A 19,312-nucleotide genomic window follows, 5' to 3' on the forward strand; every position below is an offset into this window, starting at 1 on the left:
TGCAAAAATAGGGGGTCGTATGTTCGAAAAATATTTTTGGTGCTATGTATGAGAAGACATAAATAAAGACCAGGCGCTGTTTGCCTGGTCTGATTTATTAAGCGTGCTTGTTTAGAAGTTCTTCAAGTGCTTCTTTCGGCTGGAATCCAACCACTTTATCTACAACTTCGCCGTCTTTTAGTACCACAAGTGTCGGGATACTCATAACGCCGTATTTGCTTGCTGTTTCTTGGTTTTCATCCACATCAAGTTTTACGATTTTTACTTTTTCACCCATGTCTGCATCCAGTTCTTCAAGAACAGGTGCAATCATTTTACATGGTCCGCACCAAGGTGCCCAGAAGTCTGCAAGGACTAAGCCCTCTCCAGTTTCAGTTGTAAATGTTTGATCAGTTGCATGTGCAATCGCCATGAATAATTCCTCCTTTATAATGCGTAATATAGAGAAAGTATAGCACCCCTAAATGAGGGAATCCACTTTTTTGCCTGAGCATCAGAATATCTATGCCTGTCAGGATATAACGCTTTTGTATCTTGCCCATTTTCACTTTAATTTATCAATGTTATGGTTATGAGAATCTTTAAACCCTTCAGCTGGACCGAAGGGTTTGTATACAATCAAGATGCTTTAATTTTTTTAAATTCTTCAATCAATAAAGGGACGACGTCAAATAAATCACCAACGATTCCATAGTCAGCTACTTTAAAAATATTTGCCTCCGGATCTTTGTTGATCGCAACAATGACCTTCGAATTGGACATCCCCGCCATATGCTGAATCGCTCCGGATAGTCCACAGGCAATATAAAGGTCAGGCGTAACAACTTTACCTGTTTGACCAATTTGTAGTGAATAATCACAGTATTCTGCATCACATGCCCCGCGTGACGCTCCTACAGCTCCGCCAAGAAGGTCAGCAAGTTCTTTCAGCGGTTCAAATCCTTCCTCGCTTTTGACTCCGCGTCCTCCTGCAACAATTACTTTAGCCTCTGAAAGATCTACTCCATCGGTCGCTTTTCGGACGACATCCTTGATGATTGTCCGCAGATCTTTAATATCTGCATCTAACGAAGTAACCTCTCCAGAACGGCTTTCTTCCTTTGGAAGCGGATCAATATTGTTCGGCCGGATCGTAATAAAAATAAGTCCATCTGTGACGACTTTTTTTTCAAAAGCCTTCCCGCTATAGATAGGACGCACAAAAACAGGTTCACCGCCGTCCTCCTCTATTGAAGTAACATCTGAAATAAGTCCGCTGCCAAGCTTACTTGCGATTCTTGGTGACAAATCTTTTCCTAATGCAGTATGGCCAAACACTAAACCTTCAGGATTTTCCTCGTCCAATACAGCAAGCAATCCTTGTGCATAGCCATCTGAAGAATACTGCTTCAGCTTTTCACTTTGTACTGTGATGACTCTGTCAGCCCCGTAAGCGACAAGCTCCTGGCCTAGCTCGGAAACATTATCTCCGATTAAAACGCTTACAATTTCTCCCCCGTCTGCGATCTTTTTCCCCGCTGCAATTGCTTCAAATGATACGTTGCGCAAAGCACCTTCACGTGATTCTGCTAATACGATTATTTTTTTGCTCATTGTTGTCCCTCCTGGTAAATGATATATATTTTGATCGACTCAGACCACTTTGGCTTCTTTATGAAGCAATTGAACCAGTTCTTTTACTTGAGAATCAATTTCACCCTCCAAAATACGCCCTGCTTGTTTCTTAGGCGGGAGATAAATATCAATTGTCTTTGTTTTTGGTTCAACATCGTCTTCATCCAAATCTAAATCATCCAGCTCAATTTCATCTAATGGTTTTTTCTTCGCTTTCATGATGCCTGGAAGAGAAGGATAGCGGGGGTCATTTAGACCTTGCTGTGCTGTAACAAGCAGAGGAAGCGACGTTTCAATCGTTTCTGAGTCTCCTTCTACATCTCGTACGATTGTGACGGTTTCACCGTTTACTTCAATGCTGGTAATGGTCGTTACATACGGAATATTCAGCTGTTCGGCAACACGCGGCCCGACTTGACCTGAACCTCCGTCAATTGCTACATTGCCCCCAATAATAAGATCTGCTTCCTTATCTTTTAAAAACTCTGCTAAAATACGGGCAGTGGTAAATTGATCACTTTCTTCCACGTCATCTTCAATATTTATCAAAACTGCCTTATCAGCACCCATCGCAAGTGCTGTGCGAAGCTGCTTTTCCGCTTCATCTGATCCTACAGATACGACCGTAACTTCTCCGCCGTGCGCGTCTTTTAACTGAATAGCTTCTTCAATTGCATATTCATCATAAGGGTTAATAATAAATTCTGCGCCGTCATCAGCAATTTTACCGTCACTTATTGAAATTCTTTCCTCTGTATCAAACGTTCTTTTCATCAACACATAAATATTCATTTAAAATCCCTCCATTTTAAGTATTTTTTATTCTCCTTTAAATACCGGCGTCCGCTTTTGAATAAAAGCGTCAATTCCTTCCTTTGCATCGTTTGATACAAAGACCTCTCCAAACCAGTCAGCTTCTTTTTGAACTCCTTGTTCAAAGTCAGCAGTTTTTGCGTACTGGAGCAAATCCAGTGCAGCTTTCACAGACAGCGGGCTTTTTTGAGCCATTTTAAGTGCAAGCGCTTTCGATTTTTCAAATACTTCTTCTTCAGGGAATGCTTGATTGGCAAGTCCCCATTGAACAGCTTCTTTACCCGAAATAGGTTCACTTGTCAGCAGCATTTCAGCAGCTTTTGCAAAGCCCACAAATCTCGGAAGGCGTTGAGAGCCTGCAAACCCCGGCACTAGACCAAGCTGCAGTTCCGGCAGTCCCAATTTTGCCTCTTCACTGACATAGCGGATATGACATCCCATCGCCAATTCGAGACCTCCGCCAAGTGCTGCACCGTGAATAGAGGCAATAATCGGTTTTGAGAACGATTCCATTCGTTCAAAAACACGCTGCCCCCTTCTTGCCAGTTCACTGAAAGCTGCCCCATCCTCAATTTGTGTAAATTCTTTAATGTCTGCACCTGCTGAGAAGAAGCGGCCTTTTCCATGAATAAGCAGGCTCCTTACTTCAGGGTCATGCTCCACCGCTGTCAGCCATTGATCTATCTCTTCAATTAACTGACTGGCAAGAGCATTTGCAGGAGGACGCTCAATCGTGGCTGTTGATACCATTTGTTCATTTTCCCAAGTTAAAAAGCCCATCCTTTTCTCCCCTTTACTTTTTTAATCCGTTCACAAGCAATGAATGAATGCCCGGACCGAGTTTAGTAATATCATATTTTTGGTCATTAATGACCCAAGTGGTTGCCACCTCATCTATCGTACCAAAGACCATTTGCCTTGCCAATCGAATGTCTAAATCTTCAGTCAATACACCGCTTTGGACACCGTTCTTAAGTACCTCGTCAACCACCAGTAAATATTCTTTTAACACCTTATTAATTTTCAAGCGTATGTCTTTATTGGACTGTCTAAGTTCCAATTGCGTCACAATTGCGAGATGATGATCGTCTGCAAGCATTTGAAAATGACTCTTTATTAAAATTTCAAGCTGTTTGATCGCATCTTCTTCCCCGGTCATTTTCCCCCGGATGGACGTTACAAACTGTCCCATTTTTTCTTCAAATAAGGATATTAAAATATCCTCTTTATTTTTAAAGTAAAGATAGATGGTGCCATCTGCAACGCCTGCCTGTTTGGCAATCTTAGAAACCTGGGAGTGGTGATAGCCATTTTCTGCGATGACCACAACGGCTGCGTCTATGATCTGCTTATATTTAGGTTTATCTTTCTTCAAGTGGGTCATCACCTTTCGTACCGTATTCACATTTAAAATAAAAAAAGAAATTATGAATGAATAGTCATTCATAATTTCATCTTACTAACTACTATCTTATTAGTCAAGTATAAACCCATTATTTTAAATTTGGAAAGAGTGGGTTCTTCACTCTTCCCCGTACAAGCTAACCTGACTTCTGGTTTGATTGCTTTTCTTTTTCTTCCTCTACAAGTTTTCTTCTAAGAATTTTTCCTACTGCTGTTTTAGGAAGTTCTTGTCTAAACTCATATATTCTAGGAACTTTATAAGAAGCAAGGTGCTGACGGGCAAATTCATCTAATTCTTTTTCAGTCGCTTGCTGACCCTGTTTCAACACGACAAAGATCTTCACTGTTTCTCCCCTGTATGCATCAGGTACGCCAACAGTAACCACTTCCTGTATCGCAGGATGCTCATACATAACTTCTTCAATCTCACGAGGATAAATATTAAATCCACCTGCAATAATCATATCTTTTTTACGATCAACAATATAGAAAAATCCTTCTTCATCCATGTACCCAAGGTCGCCTGTATAAAGCCAGCCGTCTCGTAAAATGGATGCTGTTTCTTCAGGCTGATTCCAATAGCCTTTCATTACCTGCGGGCCTTTGACTATAATCTCTCCAATTTCTCCAGCAGGAAGAGGTTTACCCGTCTCCATTGAGATGATTTTTGAATCTGTATCAGGCCACGGGACCCCTACGCTTCCTTTAATCCTTTTTTGATCCCAGATAAAATTTGAATGCGTTACAGGTGAGGACTCGGTCAGACCATATCCTTCTACAAGTTTTCCTCCAGTGAGTGATTCGAACTTTTCCTGCACCTCAACCGGCAAGGGAGCAGAGCCGCTTATACATGATTGAACACTTGTCAAATCATATTTGCTCAATTCCGGGTGATTCAAAATCCCAATATAAATCGTCGGGGCTCCAGGGAAAATAGTCGGGCGCTGCTTATGAATCGTCTTAAGGACCGTATCGACATCAAACTTTGGCAAAAGAATCATTTTGTAGCCCTGCATGACAGATAGAATCATAACAGTCGTCATGCCATATACATGGAAGAACGGCAGGATTCCTAAAATAGTTTCTTCCCCTTTTTTATTTTTATAGAGCCAGGCGTCACACATGGAAGCATTGGCAATTAAATTTTTATGAGTGAGCATCACTCCTTTAGGATGCCCGGTTGTTCCGCCAGTATATTGCAAGATGGCGATATCTTCTTCAAAATCTAATACGTGCTCAACAGGATCTGGTGTGGAGATCTTCAGAATTTCCGGCAGTAAGTGGTTGCTGCCGCTATGCTCAACCTTTACCGTCATGCCGTACTGCTTTTTTTGAATAAATGGATAAAGAAGATTTTTAGGAAACGGCAGAAAATCTTTAATGCCTGAAATGATCATATGCTTCAGGTCTGTGCTGTTAAATACGGCTGAAACTCTAGGGAACAAGATATCCAATGTAACGATGGCTTTCGCTCCAGAATCCTTCATTTGATATTCAATTTCTCTTTCTGTGTAAAGCGGGTTGGTCTGAACGACTACGGCACCGGCGTACAGAATTCCATAATAGGCGATGACAGATGCCGGTGTGTTGGGAAGCATAATCGCTACCCGGTCTCCTTTTTCTATCCCAATATCCTGCAGATACTTCGCCATTTTTAAAGAACTTTCATGCATTTCCTTGTACGTAAATTCTTTCCCCATAAAATGAACTGCTTTTTTGTCCGGATAACGCTCTGCTGCTTCTGTTAAATAAGCATGAACTGGCTTATGTTCCAGATCAATATGCGTCGGAATCGTATCCGGATAAAGATTCAGCCAAGGCTGATTTCCCATGTAATTCCCTCCCTTTATAAAGTGAAAATATTAGAAAATTCTCATTTCTTATTTTATTATAATCGAAAAGGAAAGCGGTTACAATTTTACTATGAGAAAAAAGACACAGTTTACTGAACAATATATTTCAAGAATGCTGAATACATCATAAGCAAAACACAGGCCGCAGCAGGACCCATGTTTTGCCCCAGGTTAAAGAAGCTGTATCTCTTAATTTATTATTACAGGGCTAAATAAATGACTCCAATTACGATAAATACTGCACAGCAGGCAATTAAAATTTTCGCCAATGTTTCCACGCTTGTCCCCCCTACGTAATACTTGCGCCGATCACAAACGATAGTCCAACCGAAATCACCATCGAGATAAACCCTACCGCTTTGTTGTTATTCATGATTTCTTCGTCGACTTTAAAACGAGGTGTTAAAAATTCAAACATAAAATAAGCAATAAGCAGGAGGACGAAGCCATAAATACCCCAGCCCATCATTGAAATGAGCGTATCATGCTGATCAATGGAATACCGGAAAATATTTGCAATACCAAAAACCTTTCCGCCTGTAGCCATTGCAACAGCAATGTTTCCCTTTTTGATTTCATCCCAATTATTGTACTTTGTAACCATCTCAAATACTGCTAGAAAGACAATCATACAAAGGACTACAACGCTGTAATATCCCGCCGTTTCGACTAATGGATGCTGCCAGAAGTGATCCATCTATCTAAGCTCCTTAAATACAGATTTATCATCATTTGAATTCCACTACGGTAACTCCGCTTCCGCCTTCACCGCTTTCACCCAGTCTTACTTTTTTTACAGAACGGTGACTTTTTAATTTTTCCTGCACCCCGGATCTCAGTGCACCGGTTCCTTTTCCGTGAATAATCGATACTCTAGGATATCCGGCAAGCAGTGCGTCATCGATATATTTATCTACTTTCATAAGGGCATTTTCAAATCTTTCCCCGCGTAAATCAAGCTCTAATCCAACATGGTACTCTTTCCCTTTTACAGTAGCAAGCGGCTTCGGCTCAGCCTTTTTCTCTGCTTTTTTAAACTCAAGATCTTTTTCTTCCACTTTCATTTTCAATATCCCGATTTGAACGCTCCATTCTTTCTCAGAAATCTTGTCCAATAAAATCCCGCGCTGTCCGAAAGTAAGCACCTGTACTTCATCTCCTGGTTCGAGAACTCTTGAAGATGGTTTTTTAGCGGCTGTCTTTTTATTTTTAGCAGAAGGAGAAGGTGCAGCTTCCTCGAGTCTTTTTCTCGCATCGATTAGTTCATGTTCCTTCACGTCTGCATTTTTTTCAAGACGAAGTTTTCTAAGATCTGAAAGAACTTCCTCTGCTTCTCTTTTTGCCTGTTCAACCAATGAATTGGCTTTTTGACGAGCCTTCTCATACATATCGTCCCGTTTGTCCCAGAATTCGCTCATTTGCTTCTGCATATCTTTATGCAAATTCTGCGCATCTTTTAAATAATCGTGCGCGTCTTCATAGTCCTGTTCAGCACTTTTACGGCTCGTTTCAAGCGAAGCAATCATCGACTCTACTGCTTTGCTGTCTGTGCCTACGAATGTCTTTGCATGCGCAATAACATGTTCTCCAAGTCCAAGACGCTTGGATATATCAAAGGCATTGCTTCGCCCCGGTACTCCAATTAAGAGCCTGTATGTTGGACTTAACGTGTTTACATCGAATTCAACGCTTGCATTGACAACACCGTCGCGGTTATAGCCATACGCTTTCAACTCAGGATAATGAGTCGTGGCAACGACCCGTGACCCTTTGCTATGCACTTCGTCCAATATGGAAATGGCAAGTGCTGCACCTTCCTGGGGATCGGTTCCTGCACCCAGCTCATCGAACAGAACAAGACTGCCGCTGTCGGCTTGCTGCAGAATTTTTACGATATTCACCATATGAGAAGAGAACGTGCTTAAGCTTTGTTCAATGGACTGCTCGTCTCCAATATCTGCCCATACCGATTCGAAAACAGCAATTTTAGAGCCGTCAAGAACGGGCAGCGGAAGACCCGCCTGCGCCATCAGTGTACATAATCCAATGGTTTTTAATGTGACGGTCTTTCCTCCCGTATTGGGTCCTGTAATAACAATAGCGGTAAAATCTTCCCCAAGAAAAATATCATTCGCCACAGCTTCTTCCATTGGCAAAAGAGGATGCCTTGCTTTATTTAAGTGGATGATTCCCCGGTCATTTACTTCAGGCTTTGTCGCTTTAATAGACCTGCCGTACTTGGCTTTTGAAAACATAAAATCAATATCTCCCAGGACATCTGTAGTCAGCAGAAGGTCATAGGCTTCTGCGCTGACGGCTAGACTTAATTCAAGCAGGATACGCTCAATTTCTTCCTGTTCTTTCAGCCGCTGTTCACGAAGCTGATTATTAAAGTTTACGATCGCTTCAGGTTCTACAAACACAGTTTGCCCTGATGAAGATTGGTCGTGCACAATCCCTCCATAATGACCTCTGTATTCTTGCTTAACCGGTATAACATAACGGTCATTTCGTATGGTAATGATAGCGTCCGAAAGCATTGTCTGTGCATTTTTCGAACGAATGGTGCTCTCCAGCTTTTCTCTGATTCTGCTTTCACTTGATCGGATTTTCTGACGAATGGAACGAAGATCTGCACTGGCTGAATCCAGGATCTCCCCATTCTCATCAATTGCATCATAAATTAGATGCTCTAAATGAGTCAGCACCGCCATTGCTTCTTTTTTATTCTCAAGAATTGGAAGACTGATCTCCTCATCGTCAATCAATTTTTCTATAAAATTCCGGATCGTTTTGCTTGCCCGAATCGTGCTGGCGATCTTAACAAGCTCGAACGGACTAAGCGAACCGCCGATTTGTGTTCTTTTTACATGAGGACGGATATCAAATATTCCCCCGAGCGGCATGCCGCCCTTTATCCGGAGAACTGTTGCCGCCTCATCTGTTTCATCCTGAAGCTGTACGACCTCTTCGAATGAAGTGGATGGTTCCATTTTATTAATTCGTTTAGTCCCGAGTTCGGATGCTGCGTACTCTTTTACTAGCTGTTTTATTTTTGTAAACTCTAATGTGTTTAATGCTTTTTCGTTCAAAGAAGTTCCTCCTTACGTATGACGGTTCAAAAATCGGGACAGGTCTTTCCAGGATCGGGTATTTAAAACGGAATCCGGTTTCAGCCATCCTTTTCTTCCAACTTGCACGCCGTATTCCATAAAATCGAGATGAGTTCGGTCATGAGCATCTGTATTGATGACGACCTGTACTCCTTTGGCTTGAGCGAGTTCTACATAATCGGCACTTAAATCGAACCGGTTTGGGTTGGCATTGAGCTCTAGTGCCGTTTGTGTTTTGGCCGCCATATCAATCAGTTCCTCAACATTTACTTTATAGCCTTCTCTTTTTCCAAGAAGTCTGCCTGTAGGATGGGCAATAATGTCTACATGCGGATTTTCAAGAGCCGTCTGCAAACGCTTCATGATCTTTTCCTCTGATTGAGAAAAACTGGAGTGAATGGAAGCGATCACAATATCCATTTTTGATAAAAGCTCGTCTTCATAATCAAGTGTTCCGTCTGGTAAGATATCCATTTCTACACCTGAAAGAATTTCAATATCTGAGTATTTTTTATTCAGCTGCTTAATTTCTTCCAGCTGTTTTTCAAGACGATCAGCAGAAAGTCCGTTTGCCACCTTCAAGTAATGTGAGTGATCAGTAATGGCCATATATTCATAGCCTTTTGCTCTGCATGCCTCAATCATTTCCTCTAAAGAATAGGCTCCATCAGACCAGGTCGTGTGCATATGAAGATCCCCTCTTATCTGAGAACGCTCAATCAACACGGCGGAATCTTTATGCTTTTCTACTTCTCTGCCATCTTCTCTGACCTCTGGAGGAATGAAAGACAGCCCGAAGTGATCAAAAAATTCAGATTCTGTAGAAAAATGCTTCACTTCACCGGTTTCTACCGATTCAACGCCATACTCGCTGATTTTTTCCCCACGCACTTTTGCCAGCTGACGCATTTTTACATTATGATCTTTTGAGCCGGTAAAATGATGCAGCGTAGTAGCAAAGGATTCTTCCTTTACGAGTCTGATATCAACTGATACATCCCATCCGCGGTCGAGAACAATTGAAACCTTTGTATCGCCGTTAGAAACCACTTCTTTCACACCTGAAATAGCCACAAGCTTTTCTCTAACCTCTGCAGGCATCGAAGTTGAGACAATGTAGTCCAGGTCTTTGATCGTTTCTCTTGCTCTTCTTAAACTTCCGGCTCTTGAAAAGCGGTCGACCTCTGAGATGGTTGAGAGAATTTTATCGAGTTCTTCAGCAATCGGAAGCATAAATGAGATTGGAAGGCGGTCTGGTCTTTTCCCCACTTCTCCAATGACTGCAAGTATTTTTTCCTCTGTTTTTGCCCCGAAGCCCGCAAGGCCCCGGACCTGATGTTCTTCACAGGCTTTTTTTAATTCATCTATATTTTTTACATCCAGTTCCTGATAAAGTTTTGCAATCTTTTTTCCACCTAATCCAGGCAGCTTAAGCAAGGGAACGAGTCCTTCAGGAACTTCTTTCATTAATGAAGCAAGAACACTGGACTCTCCTGTCTCTATGTATTCCTCAATCACTGCAGCTGTGCCTTTGCCTACCCCTTTAAGCGTTTTGAAATCACTGATTTGAGAAAGGCTCCGGTCATCTGTTTCAATTGCAAGTGCAGCTTTTCTAAATGCACTGATCTTAAAGGAGTTTTCACCCTTCAATTCCATATAAACTGCAATCGTCTCCAATAATTTTATTAGATCTTTTTTATTCATTTACGTTCCCTCCGCTTCACTGTTCATCTTAGCAAATTCTTGCTCATAATAAAAAGCCTGGCCCCATAAATGGAGATCCAGGCATCCTATTAAGCAGGTTTCCCGGCCTACGAACGAGTTTCCAGCCACCATTCTTTTACTTGCTCAGAAAATATAGGTGTTTGCTGTAAAACAAATTCAGCAAGCCAGGAGCCGCTCAATGCACTTTGAACTGAATTAATTGGCAGCATTGCCGCTATATAAAGTAAAACAAACAGAACGATATAAATCTCAATTAACCCCAGCGCTCCGCCTCCCGCTATATTTAACGGCCGCAAAAGCGGGAACTGTGAAACTGAATCAAACATGGAGCCAATGAGCTGCATTATGATTTTAGCACCAAAGAATATAATGGCAAATGCAATAATCCGGTAGTAAGCATCTTCAAAATTCACGGTGTCTGCGATCATCCCTAGCTGCGACTGACTATCTAAATTCGGATATGGAATCCAAAGCGTCAGTTTAGGAGCGAGAACATCGTAGTAAACATAGGCAACGTAAAACGCAATAAAGAAGCCGATCATATGAATAAACTGCAAAATAAATCCTCTTCTTAGTCCTACTAAAAACCCCATAATCAGTAGAATCAATAAAATCAAATCCAGCATCAAGCATTCAATCCTTTAACTTTTTTAATTCACTCTCTAATTCTTCTATTTCTTCTTTAAGCTTTAAATAATCGTGTACCGCATTTACAGCCGTTAGAACAGCAAGTTTTGATGTATCCAGAGAAGGATTTTTACTGCTGATCTCTCTCATTTTATCATCAACCATTGAAGCGACAAGCCGGATATGAGACGTGGACTCACTGCCAACAATGGAGTATGATTGTCCATAGATATCAACGCTTATGCGATTTTTTTCATTCTGAGACAACGTATAAGCCCCCATTCTTCGAGAATCCTAATCACTATCATAACACGTACCATTTCAAGATGAAAAGAAAAGATAATAAGCAGCCGGAAAATAGTCCGGTTTATTGAAATGAAGGAGTTTTATATATGCCAAACGCTGTCTTGACGCTGCCAATTGATGTAATTACTAACATGAAAGAACATTATTCACACATTTTGAAAGATACTACTCCCCCTGGGGCTGTCTTTGCAGCTAAGTCTGCAGCCTATTCTATTACAGCTTATAAATCTGGAAAAGTGCTCTTTCAAGGAAAAGATGGCGAGAAGGAATCAGCTAAGTGGATGAGTAAAGCGGCCTCTGCCGCTCCATCGAAAAAAGCATCTTCTTCTGTAAAAAATAAGCCGCCTCTTCCTTCTTCTATATCCTCTATGTCGATGATTGGATCAGATGAAGTTGGAACAGGAGATTATTTCGGACCCATTACAGTCGTAGCCTGTTACGTAGAACGGAGTCAAATGGCTCTTTTAAAAGAGTACGGCGTCAAAGATTCCAAACATCTTAAAGACCCGGCTATTATAGAGATCGCCAAAAAACTGATTCTGACCGTTCCCTACAGTCTGCTGACGTTGCCTAATGAAAAGTACAATGAGCGCCAGGCTCAAGGATGGACCCAGGGAAAAATAAAAGCTGTGCTGCATAATCAGGCTATTTTGCATGTCATGAAGAAAATAGCCCCGGAAAAACCAGATGGAATCTTAATTGACCAATTTGCAGAAAGAGATGTCTATTACCGTCATCTTAAAAACCAGCCTGAGATTATGAGAGAAAATGTTTATTTTAGTACAAAAGCTGAAAGCATCCACTTAGCGGTCGCTGCGGCCTCCATTATTGCCCGCTATGCTTTCCTGCGTGCGATGGATGATTTAAGCAGGGAGGCAGGTTTTACTCTTCCAAAAGGTGCCGGCGCGAAAGTGGATCTCACAGCAGCAAAACTCATTAAACAACATGGCCACAACAAATTAAACCATTTTGCAAAAGTTCACTTTTCTAACACACAAAAGGCACAGCGTTTGTAGAACGCATTAACTCAAAAAAAAGGCCTGGCCCCTTTTATACGTTAATGGACCACCATACAAAAAAGCCGGCACAAAACTGTGCCGGCTTTTGTTTACTATTCTTTTTTATCCTCTTAGCTCTGCTCCAGCCTGATCTTTAACTGCCTGCAGTACTTTTTCATGCGCTTTTACTACTTCGTCATCTGTAAGTGTTCGTGCAGGATCCATATAGATGAGAGAAAAAGCCAATGACTTTTTGCCCTTTTCCATGTGTTCTCCCTGATAAAGGTCAAACAGCTTCACAGATTTTAGTAGACTGCCGCCTGCATTTTTAATGATTCGTTCAAGGTCTCCTCCCAAAACTTCACTCTCTACAACAAGAGCGATATCCCGGACAATAGATGGATAGCGTGGGATCGCTGTATAGTGAAGAGCTGCTGTTTCATACCGGTACACCGATTCAAGCTTCACTTCAAAGACATAGGTTTCTTTAAGATCAAGTTCTTTTTCTTTTGAAGGGTGGACCTGACCAATGTATCCGATTTTTTCGTCTCGCAGATAGATGGCGGCTGTTCGGCCGGGGTGAAGATGTTCTTCTTTGCTTTGTTCATAACGAATAGCTTCGGCGACTCCTAGTCGTTCCCAGAGTAAATCCAGGATTCCTTTAACTGCATAAAAGTCCACAGGTTTTTTTTCTCCCTGCCAGGCATGAGAGTGCCAAATACCTGTAACGGCTCCAGCAAGATGCTCGTCTTCACGAGGCAAGTCCGAATGTTCTTCCTCCAAAAAGACAGATCCTGTTTCATAAAATGCGATGCGATCCTGCTGACGTGCCAGGTTATAGGAGACACTTTCAAGCAGCTGCGGCACAATACTTAAACGAAGATTGCTTCTTTCTTCGCTCATCGGCATCATCAATTTAACCGGTTCACGCACATCAAGAGCAAATTCCTTTGCTTTTTGATCATTCGTTAATGAATACGTAACAGCCTGCATTAATCCTGCCCCTTCTAAAACCTGGCGAATTAAGCGTCGTTTTTGCTGACGGATTGAAAGTCCCCCAGGCTTCGTTTCGTGCACAGGAAGAGTCATTGGAATATGATCGTATCCGTAAAGACGGGCCACCTCTTCAATTAAATCTTCTTCAATGAGCAGATCCCCGCGGCGAGTTGGTGCAGATACTTGGATCGTTGTCTGATCTGCTTCTGCCTTAATCTGAAGTCTTCTGAATAAATCAAGAACTTCTTCTACCGTCAGTTCCATCCCGAGTACCCGGTTGATTTTTTCTAGTGTAATAGTCAATTGTTTTTCCGATTTATCCATGTCATCCAGTCCAACAGTGCCGCTTAAAACCTCTCCACCTGCATACAGTGAGAGCAGTTGAGCAGCACGCTCTGCAGCGAGTTCAACCCGTTTTGGGTCCACTCCTTTTTCAAAGCGTGAGCTTGCTTCACTGCGAAGTCCATGGTCTTTTGAGGTTTGACGGACGGAAGCTGGAGCGAAATAAGCTGATTCGAGCAAAACAGTCGTCGTTTTCTCCGTTACTTCACTATTTGCGCCGCCCATCACTCCTGCAATCGCAATAGGTTCTTCACCATTTGTAATGACAAGATGATGAGGCTTAAGCTCTCTTACTGCATCATCAAGCGTTTCGATTTTTTCATTTTCTTTCGCCAGCCGCACGACGATTTTATTTGTTTTAACTTGATCAAGGTCAAAAGCATGAAGCGGCTGTCCGTATTCAATCAATACATAGTTCGTGATATCCACGACATTATTATGCGGACGTATACCTGCAGCAGTTAAACGGCTTTGCATCCATTGAGGAGAAGGACCGATTTTTACGTTTTGGATTACTTTTGCCAGATAAATCGGGTTTTCTTCTTTTGCTTCCACTTCAATGGTTACACGATCAGCTGCTTGTTCCGAGTGTTTGTTGTAATCAAGCTCCGGTAAATGAACTTCACGGTCGAGGATGGCTCCCACTTCATAAGCAACACCCAGCATACTCATAGCATCTGCACGATTTGGTGTTAATCCAAGCTCTAGAATCGAATCATTCAGCGCTAAAACTTCAATCGCATCTTCTCCAACCACAGCTTCACTCGGAAAATTGAAAATCCCTTCAGCAAACTCCTTAGGTACAAGCTTTCCTTCTACACCAAGCTCCTGGAGTGAACAAATCATTCCATTTGATGCTTCTCCTCGGAGCTTTGCTTTTTTTATCTTAAAGTTGCCGGGTAAAACCGCACCAACCTTTGCTACAGCCACTTTTTGATTTTCTCCCACATTGGCTGCCCCGCATATAATTTGAACCGGCTCTTCTTCTCCAACATCCACACTGCATATATTGAGTTTATCTGCTTCCGGATGTTTTTCACAAGATAGCACATGTCCTACAACCACATTTTCGATGCCTTTTGCAGGCACTTCTATTCCTTCAACTTCAATGCCAGATCGGGTTATTTTTTCAGCCAGCTCTTCTGGCGAAACATTCGATAAGTCTACATAATCCTGAAGCCATTTATAAGAAACAAACATGTCATACCCTCCTTTTAAATTACTTAAATTCCTTTTGTCCAAATTGTGTTAGAAAACGCTGATCATTTGCGTAATAATGACGAATATCATCTATTCCATATTTCAGCATCGCAATTCGTTCAGGTCCCATTCCAAATGCAAAGCCTGTATACTTTTTCGAATCAAAGCCAGCCATTTCAAGAACATTAGGGTGTACCATTCCTGCACCTAAAATTTCAATCCAGCCTGTTCCTTTGCAGACGCTGCATCCTTTACCCCCGCAAATTTTACAGGAGATATCCATTTCAACAGAAGGCTCTGTAAACGGGAAGAAGCTTGGGCGCAATCGAATTTCGCGGTCTTCACCAAACATCCTTTTTGCAAAAACGTTCAGTGTTCCCTTTAAATCGCTCATGCGAATATTTTCATCTACGACAAGACCCTCAATTTGCATGAATTGATGTGAATGAGTCGCGTCATCATTATCTCTTCGGTAAACCTTTCCAGGGCAAATGATCTTTACAGGACCCTTCCCTTCGCGGCGCTCCATCGTTCTTGCCTGAACCGGTGAGGTATGAGTACGCAGTAAAAGATCTTCTGTTATATAAAATGAATCCTGCATATCCCGTGCCGGGTGTCCTTTTGGCAGGTTTAAGGCTTCGAAGTTATAATAGTCTTTTTCCACCTCTGGTCCTTCTTCGACTGTATAACCCATTGAAAGAAATAAATCTTCAATGTCTTCAATCACACTCGTCAGCGGGTGATGAGTTCCGCTGTTAACCGGCCGGCCGGGCAGCGTCACATCAATCGATTCCTCTGTCAGTTTTTTTTCAATTTCTGCTGTTTCAAGCAGCTGCTGTTTTGTTTCAATCGCTTTTGTAATGTCATCCCGCACTTCATTAGCAAGTGCTCCCATTTTTGGACGTTCTTCAGCTGAAAGCTTCCCCATGCCTTTTAATACTTCTGTTATTGGACCTTTTTTTCCCAAATAGGCAACGCGCACATCGTTCAGCTGTTTTAAATCAACCGACTGTTCAACTTTAGCCGTTGCTTCCTGCTGCAGCTGTTTTAATCTTTCTTCCATCACGAATTCCTCCTTGTTTCCCATTTATTTTGAACGCAAAAAAGCACTTCTCCCCCTAAAAGGTTAGGGACGAAGCGCTTGGATTCCGTGGTACCACCCTAGTTAACAGCCAAAAGCTGTTCACTCTTCATTGGATAACGGCTATTCGCAGCCGGAGCATCTTTACACGTAATGTGGTCCCGATGTCAACTCTGGAGGTGAACTTCAACAAGCTTTACCATAAGTACCCTTTCAATCAAGGGGCGCTTTCCCTGTAATGCATCTGCCTGCTTACTTTTCTCCGTCAATGTTATTATTAATTGAATGGTATTAGTATAAACTAATTCACAGTTGTTTCAAACCTTTTTCTTACCCTTTTAAATGAAATAAGAGGATGCCGGCAGCTACTGCCACATTCAGCGATTCACTTTTGCCGTAAATTGGAACATATAAATTCTCATCCGCGAGTTGCAGCAGCTCACCATTAACCCCCGCTCCTTCATTTCCCATGATCAAGGCGAAGGGTCCGCCTGAATTAACTTTTTGATACGGTGAAGCATTCTGCAAAGCTGTTCCGTAAACAGGTATTCCTTTTTCCTTTAGAGCGGGAATACTATGATTGAGGTCTTCCTTCACAATCGAAAGATGAAAATGACTGCCTTGTGCAGATCTAAGAACCTTAGCATTATATGGGTCCGCTGAACCTTTTCCAAGGACGACCAGGTCTATTCCGGCAGCATCCGCTGTGCGAATCATTGTGCCGATATTCCCTGGATCCTGAACCGCATCAATCAGCAAAATTCTTTCTGCATTAAAATCTGTCAACTCCCTCGATTCCTGAGAGCAAACTGCAAAAACCCCTTGAGTATGTTCAGTTTCTGCAATCGCTTTTGAAATTTCATCCGTTAATCCGGTGACTGTGATCGATTCATCGTCCATCCAGTGAGGAATTTCGATGCCTTCCCGGATCATAATTTCCTTTACTGCACCTGATTTGAATGCTTCCTCAACTAAATGAAATCCTTCAACTATAAAAAGATTCGCCTGATCGCGCCCTTTTTTTGTTAACAGCTTTTTCCAAGCTTTTACTTGCGGGTTTTGTAGTGAGTGTAGAAAATTCATCTTAATTCCTTCTTTCCTGTAACTAGTCATTCCTTTATTATAACCAAGCTTCTGCGGATAAAAAAGAATGGTTTTGGGGAAAATAAATTGACTCTATATGATAGGAGGTATTTCTATGGATTTAAATATCAGAAAAACGGTTATCCATAATGTTAAGGATAATTCTCCTCAGGAATTAGAGGCAACCATTGTGGATTCCATCGAGCGTCAAGATGAGCATCTGCTTCCTGGTTTAGGCGTTTTGTTTGAGCTTATCTGGAATAAAAGTTCAAAAGAAGATCGGGATGCAATGATCGAAACGCTTGAAGGCGGATTGCAGCATTAAAAAAGCTGTATGAACTGACAGCTAAACGTTGATGCACCCTTTGCCCGTATGCTGATTCATTAGTTATTTGGCAGGCATGTAACGAGGGGATCAACGCCCTGCTCATTCAGTACTCTCACCTGCAGCTGTCTTAAATGGACAGCTGCATTTTAATTTTCCTGTCCCTGTACAAAGAAATCAAATCCAAGCATCGTTCCTACGCCAAATACCAGAGACCATACCCCAATGCTGATTGTCAGCCATAATAGCGTCCACGATTTTTGAGCCCCCAGACTCATGCCGATAAATGCAGCAATATGAGTTCCAATTAAAATTGGCCCCAAAAGAGCCAGCCCCGGCAGACCATACTTGTTCCAGATTTTCCGGCCTCTTTCCTGCCGCTTATTCTTCTTTGGTTTTTCATTTTTAGATCGTTTCGCAAAATACGTTTTTACTTGTTCAAATAACACAATTAGCAGCACAACAGTCAGCATATTGCCAAGAAATCCTGTCAGCATGACAAGAATCGGCGAATGGCCTCTAACAATGCCGAGTGGTATAACAAGCGCAATCTCAAGCCAGGGTGTAGCAGCTGCCAGAAAAATTAAAGCATATTCAGCAAATATCATGTTTATCCCCCCTAAAAAAACCTTCACCTCTTCTTTTACGATAGAGGTGAAGGCAGGTTTCATCATTAAGTAAATGTAATCGTATTTACTTGGTCACGATCTAACTTTTTGATTAATTCTACAATTAATTTCACTGCATTTTCATAATCATCTTTGTGAATCATTGCAGCATGAGAGTGAATGTAGCGGGACGCAACAGTGATGGCGATTGATGGTGCCCCATTTGCAGCAAGATGGATAGATCCAGCATCTGTTCCGCCCCCTGCAATTGCATCAAACTGATAAGGAATTCCATGCTCATCTGCAACAGCAGTGACAAAATCGCGCAGCCCCTTATGGCCAACCATTGAAGCATCATATAAAATTATTTGAGGCCCTTCGCCCATTTTTGAAGTGGCTTCTTTGGAAGTCACACCTGGGGTATCCCCGGCGATGCCCACATCAACGGCAATTCCAATATCAGGTTTAATGACTGAAGCGGCCGTCTTCGCTCCGCGAAGGCCAACTTCTTCCTGTACTGATCCCACACCATACACTTCATTCGGATGATTAGTATCTTTTAATCCCCTAAGCACATCGATCGCAATCGCACAGCCAATACGGTTGTCCCAGGCTTTTGCAAGAAGCATTTTTTCATTGTTCATAACAGTGAATTCGAAGTATGGAACGACCATATCACCGGGTGTAATTCCCCATTCAACTGCTTCCTCACGGGAAGATGCACCGATATCAATAAACATATCTTTTATGTCCACCGGTTTTTTTCTTGCTTCCGGAGGCAGAATATGCGGCGGTTTCGACCCAATTACGCCGGTAATGTCTCCTTTTCTGGTCACGATCGTTACGCGCTGTGCCAGCATGACCTGTGACCACCAGCCTCCGACCGTTTGAAAACGCAAAAAGCCTTTATCATCTATTTGCGTAATCATAAATCCTACTTCATCGAGATGACCTGCCACCATGACACGAGGTCCGCCTTGTTCACCGGTTTTTTTCGCGATCAAACTGCCGATACCGTCCGTTGTGACTTCATCAGCGAATGGAGCTATGTATTTTTTCATGACTTCACGAGGTTCCCGTTCATTACCGGGGATTCCTTTTGCATCCGTTAAATCTTTCAGCATTTGCAATTGCTCAGTTAAATTTTCCATTTTTTCAGCCTCCCAATCATTCTGTCCATTAAGCATTATACCATTTCGTCTAAACATTCACAAAACTTACCCG

18 protein-coding genes and 1 other annotated feature are annotated in these 19,312 nt (G+C 42.1%); of the genes, 2 read left to right on the forward strand and 16 right to left on the reverse strand.

Features of this window, described 5'->3' with window-relative positions; all coding sequences use genetic code 11:
* Positions 1 to 97: 97 nt before the first annotated feature.
* The 11 genes from trxA to zapA form a co-directional block, all read right to left on the reverse strand.
* The gene (trxA, locus tag KR50_RS14050; protein ID WP_041059927.1) at positions 98 to 412 is read right to left on the reverse strand and encodes a thioredoxin; all 315 of its coding nucleotides are present in this window, start codon (positions 410 to 412) and stop codon (positions 98 to 100) included.
* A 206-nt stretch (positions 413 to 618) separates the two neighbouring features.
* Complete coding sequence (locus KR50_RS14055) at positions 619 to 1,593, reverse strand: electron transfer flavoprotein subunit alpha/FixB family protein (RefSeq protein WP_041059930.1); 975 nt, start codon at positions 1,591 to 1,593, stop codon at positions 619 to 621.
* A gap of 39 nt (positions 1,594 to 1,632) precedes the next feature.
* Positions 1,633 to 2,406 carry an electron transfer flavoprotein subunit beta/FixA family protein gene (locus tag KR50_RS14060; protein ID WP_041059933.1) on the reverse strand — a complete coding sequence of 258 codons (774 nt, stop codon included), beginning with the start codon at positions 2,404 to 2,406 and terminating at the stop codon, positions 1,633 to 1,635.
* A gap of 27 nt (positions 2,407 to 2,433) precedes the next feature.
* Positions 2,434 to 3,207 carry an enoyl-CoA hydratase gene (locus tag KR50_RS14065; RefSeq protein WP_041059935.1) on the reverse strand — a complete coding sequence of 258 codons (774 nt, stop codon included), beginning with the start codon at positions 3,205 to 3,207 and terminating at the stop codon, positions 2,434 to 2,436.
* 13 nt (positions 3,208 to 3,220) lie between these two features.
* On the reverse strand, positions 3,221 to 3,802 hold the full coding sequence (locus KR50_RS14070) for a TetR/AcrR family transcriptional regulator (protein ID WP_041060418.1): 582 nt from the start codon (positions 3,800 to 3,802) through the stop codon (positions 3,221 to 3,223).
* A 166-nt stretch (positions 3,803 to 3,968) separates the two neighbouring features.
* On the reverse strand, positions 3,969 to 5,663 hold the full coding sequence (locus KR50_RS14075) for a long-chain-fatty-acid--CoA ligase (protein ID WP_041059938.1): 1,695 nt from the start codon (positions 5,661 to 5,663) through the stop codon (positions 3,969 to 3,971).
* 310 nt (positions 5,664 to 5,973) lie between these two features.
* The gene (locus KR50_RS14080) at positions 5,974 to 6,381 is read right to left on the reverse strand and encodes a DUF350 domain-containing protein (RefSeq protein ID WP_041059942.1); all 408 of its coding nucleotides are present in this window, start codon (positions 6,379 to 6,381) and stop codon (positions 5,974 to 5,976) included.
* 31 nt (positions 6,382 to 6,412) lie between these two features.
* Positions 6,413 to 8,776, reverse strand: a complete 2,364-nt coding sequence (locus KR50_RS14085) for an endonuclease MutS2 (protein WP_041059943.1) — start codon at positions 8,774 to 8,776, stop codon at positions 6,413 to 6,415.
* Between the two features lie 12 nt (positions 8,777 to 8,788).
* Entirely contained in the window at positions 8,789 to 10,501 is a 1,713-nt protein-coding gene (polX, locus tag KR50_RS14090) for a DNA polymerase/3'-5' exonuclease PolX (protein ID WP_041059944.1), read from the reverse strand.
* 107 nt (positions 10,502 to 10,608) lie between these two features.
* A complete protein-coding gene (locus KR50_RS14095; RefSeq protein ID WP_041059945.1) occupies positions 10,609 to 11,148 on the reverse strand; it encodes a CvpA family protein in 540 nt (179 codons plus the stop codon).
* 7 nt (positions 11,149 to 11,155) lie between these two features.
* Positions 11,156 to 11,431 carry a cell division protein ZapA gene (gene zapA, locus KR50_RS14100; RefSeq protein ID WP_198134256.1) on the reverse strand — a complete coding sequence of 92 codons (276 nt, stop codon included), beginning with the start codon at positions 11,429 to 11,431 and terminating at the stop codon, positions 11,156 to 11,158.
* 110 nt (positions 11,432 to 11,541) lie between these two features.
* Between zapA and rnhC the strand changes: the two genes are divergently transcribed.
* Positions 11,542 to 12,471: a ribonuclease HIII gene (gene rnhC, locus KR50_RS14105; protein WP_041059959.1), complete on the forward strand. Its 930-nt coding sequence runs from the start codon at positions 11,542 to 11,544 to the stop codon at positions 12,469 to 12,471.
* Positions 12,472 to 12,576: 105 nt separating this feature from the next.
* On the opposite strand, the gene pheT is transcribed toward rnhC, so the two are convergent.
* From pheT to KR50_RS14120, 3 genes are all read right to left on the reverse strand, one after another.
* Positions 12,577 to 14,991: a phenylalanine--tRNA ligase subunit beta gene (gene pheT, locus KR50_RS14110; RefSeq protein WP_041059963.1), complete on the reverse strand. Its 2,415-nt coding sequence runs from the start codon at positions 14,989 to 14,991 to the stop codon at positions 12,577 to 12,579.
* Positions 14,992 to 15,010: 19 nt separating this feature from the next.
* Positions 15,011 to 16,054 (reverse strand): phenylalanine--tRNA ligase subunit alpha, encoded by a 1,044-nt coding sequence (gene pheS / locus KR50_RS14115; protein ID WP_041059966.1) that lies wholly within the window; start codon positions 16,052 to 16,054, stop codon positions 15,011 to 15,013.
* A 62-nt stretch (positions 16,055 to 16,116) separates the two neighbouring features.
* Positions 16,117 to 16,350 (reverse strand) — a binding site (T-box leader).
* Positions 16,351 to 16,402: 52 nt separating this feature from the next.
* On the reverse strand, positions 16,403 to 17,155 hold the full coding sequence (locus tag KR50_RS14120; RefSeq protein ID WP_041059969.1) for a TrmH family RNA methyltransferase: 753 nt from the start codon (positions 17,153 to 17,155) through the stop codon (positions 16,403 to 16,405).
* 115 nt (positions 17,156 to 17,270) lie between these two features.
* Here KR50_RS14120 and sspI point away from each other — a divergent pair, with 115 nt between their 5' ends.
* Entirely contained in the window at positions 17,271 to 17,480 is a 210-nt protein-coding gene (gene sspI, locus KR50_RS14125; RefSeq protein WP_041059972.1) for a small acid-soluble spore protein SspI, read from the forward strand.
* Between the two features lie 149 nt (positions 17,481 to 17,629).
* On the opposite strand, the gene KR50_RS14130 is transcribed toward sspI, so the two are convergent.
* Both KR50_RS14130 and KR50_RS14135 read right to left on the reverse strand, forming a co-directional pair.
* On the reverse strand, positions 17,630 to 18,088 hold the full coding sequence (locus KR50_RS14130) for a small multi-drug export protein (RefSeq protein WP_041059975.1): 459 nt from the start codon (positions 18,086 to 18,088) through the stop codon (positions 17,630 to 17,632).
* A gap of 65 nt (positions 18,089 to 18,153) precedes the next feature.
* Positions 18,154 to 19,239 (reverse strand): M42 family metallopeptidase, encoded by a 1,086-nt coding sequence (locus KR50_RS14135; RefSeq protein ID WP_041059978.1) that lies wholly within the window; start codon positions 19,237 to 19,239, stop codon positions 18,154 to 18,156.
* Positions 19,240 to 19,312 lie beyond the last annotated feature (73 nt).

Source organism: Jeotgalibacillus campisalis (assembly GCF_000829515.1).
GTDB lineage: Bacteria > Bacillota > Bacilli > Bacillales > Jeotgalibacillaceae > Jeotgalibacillus > Jeotgalibacillus campisalis.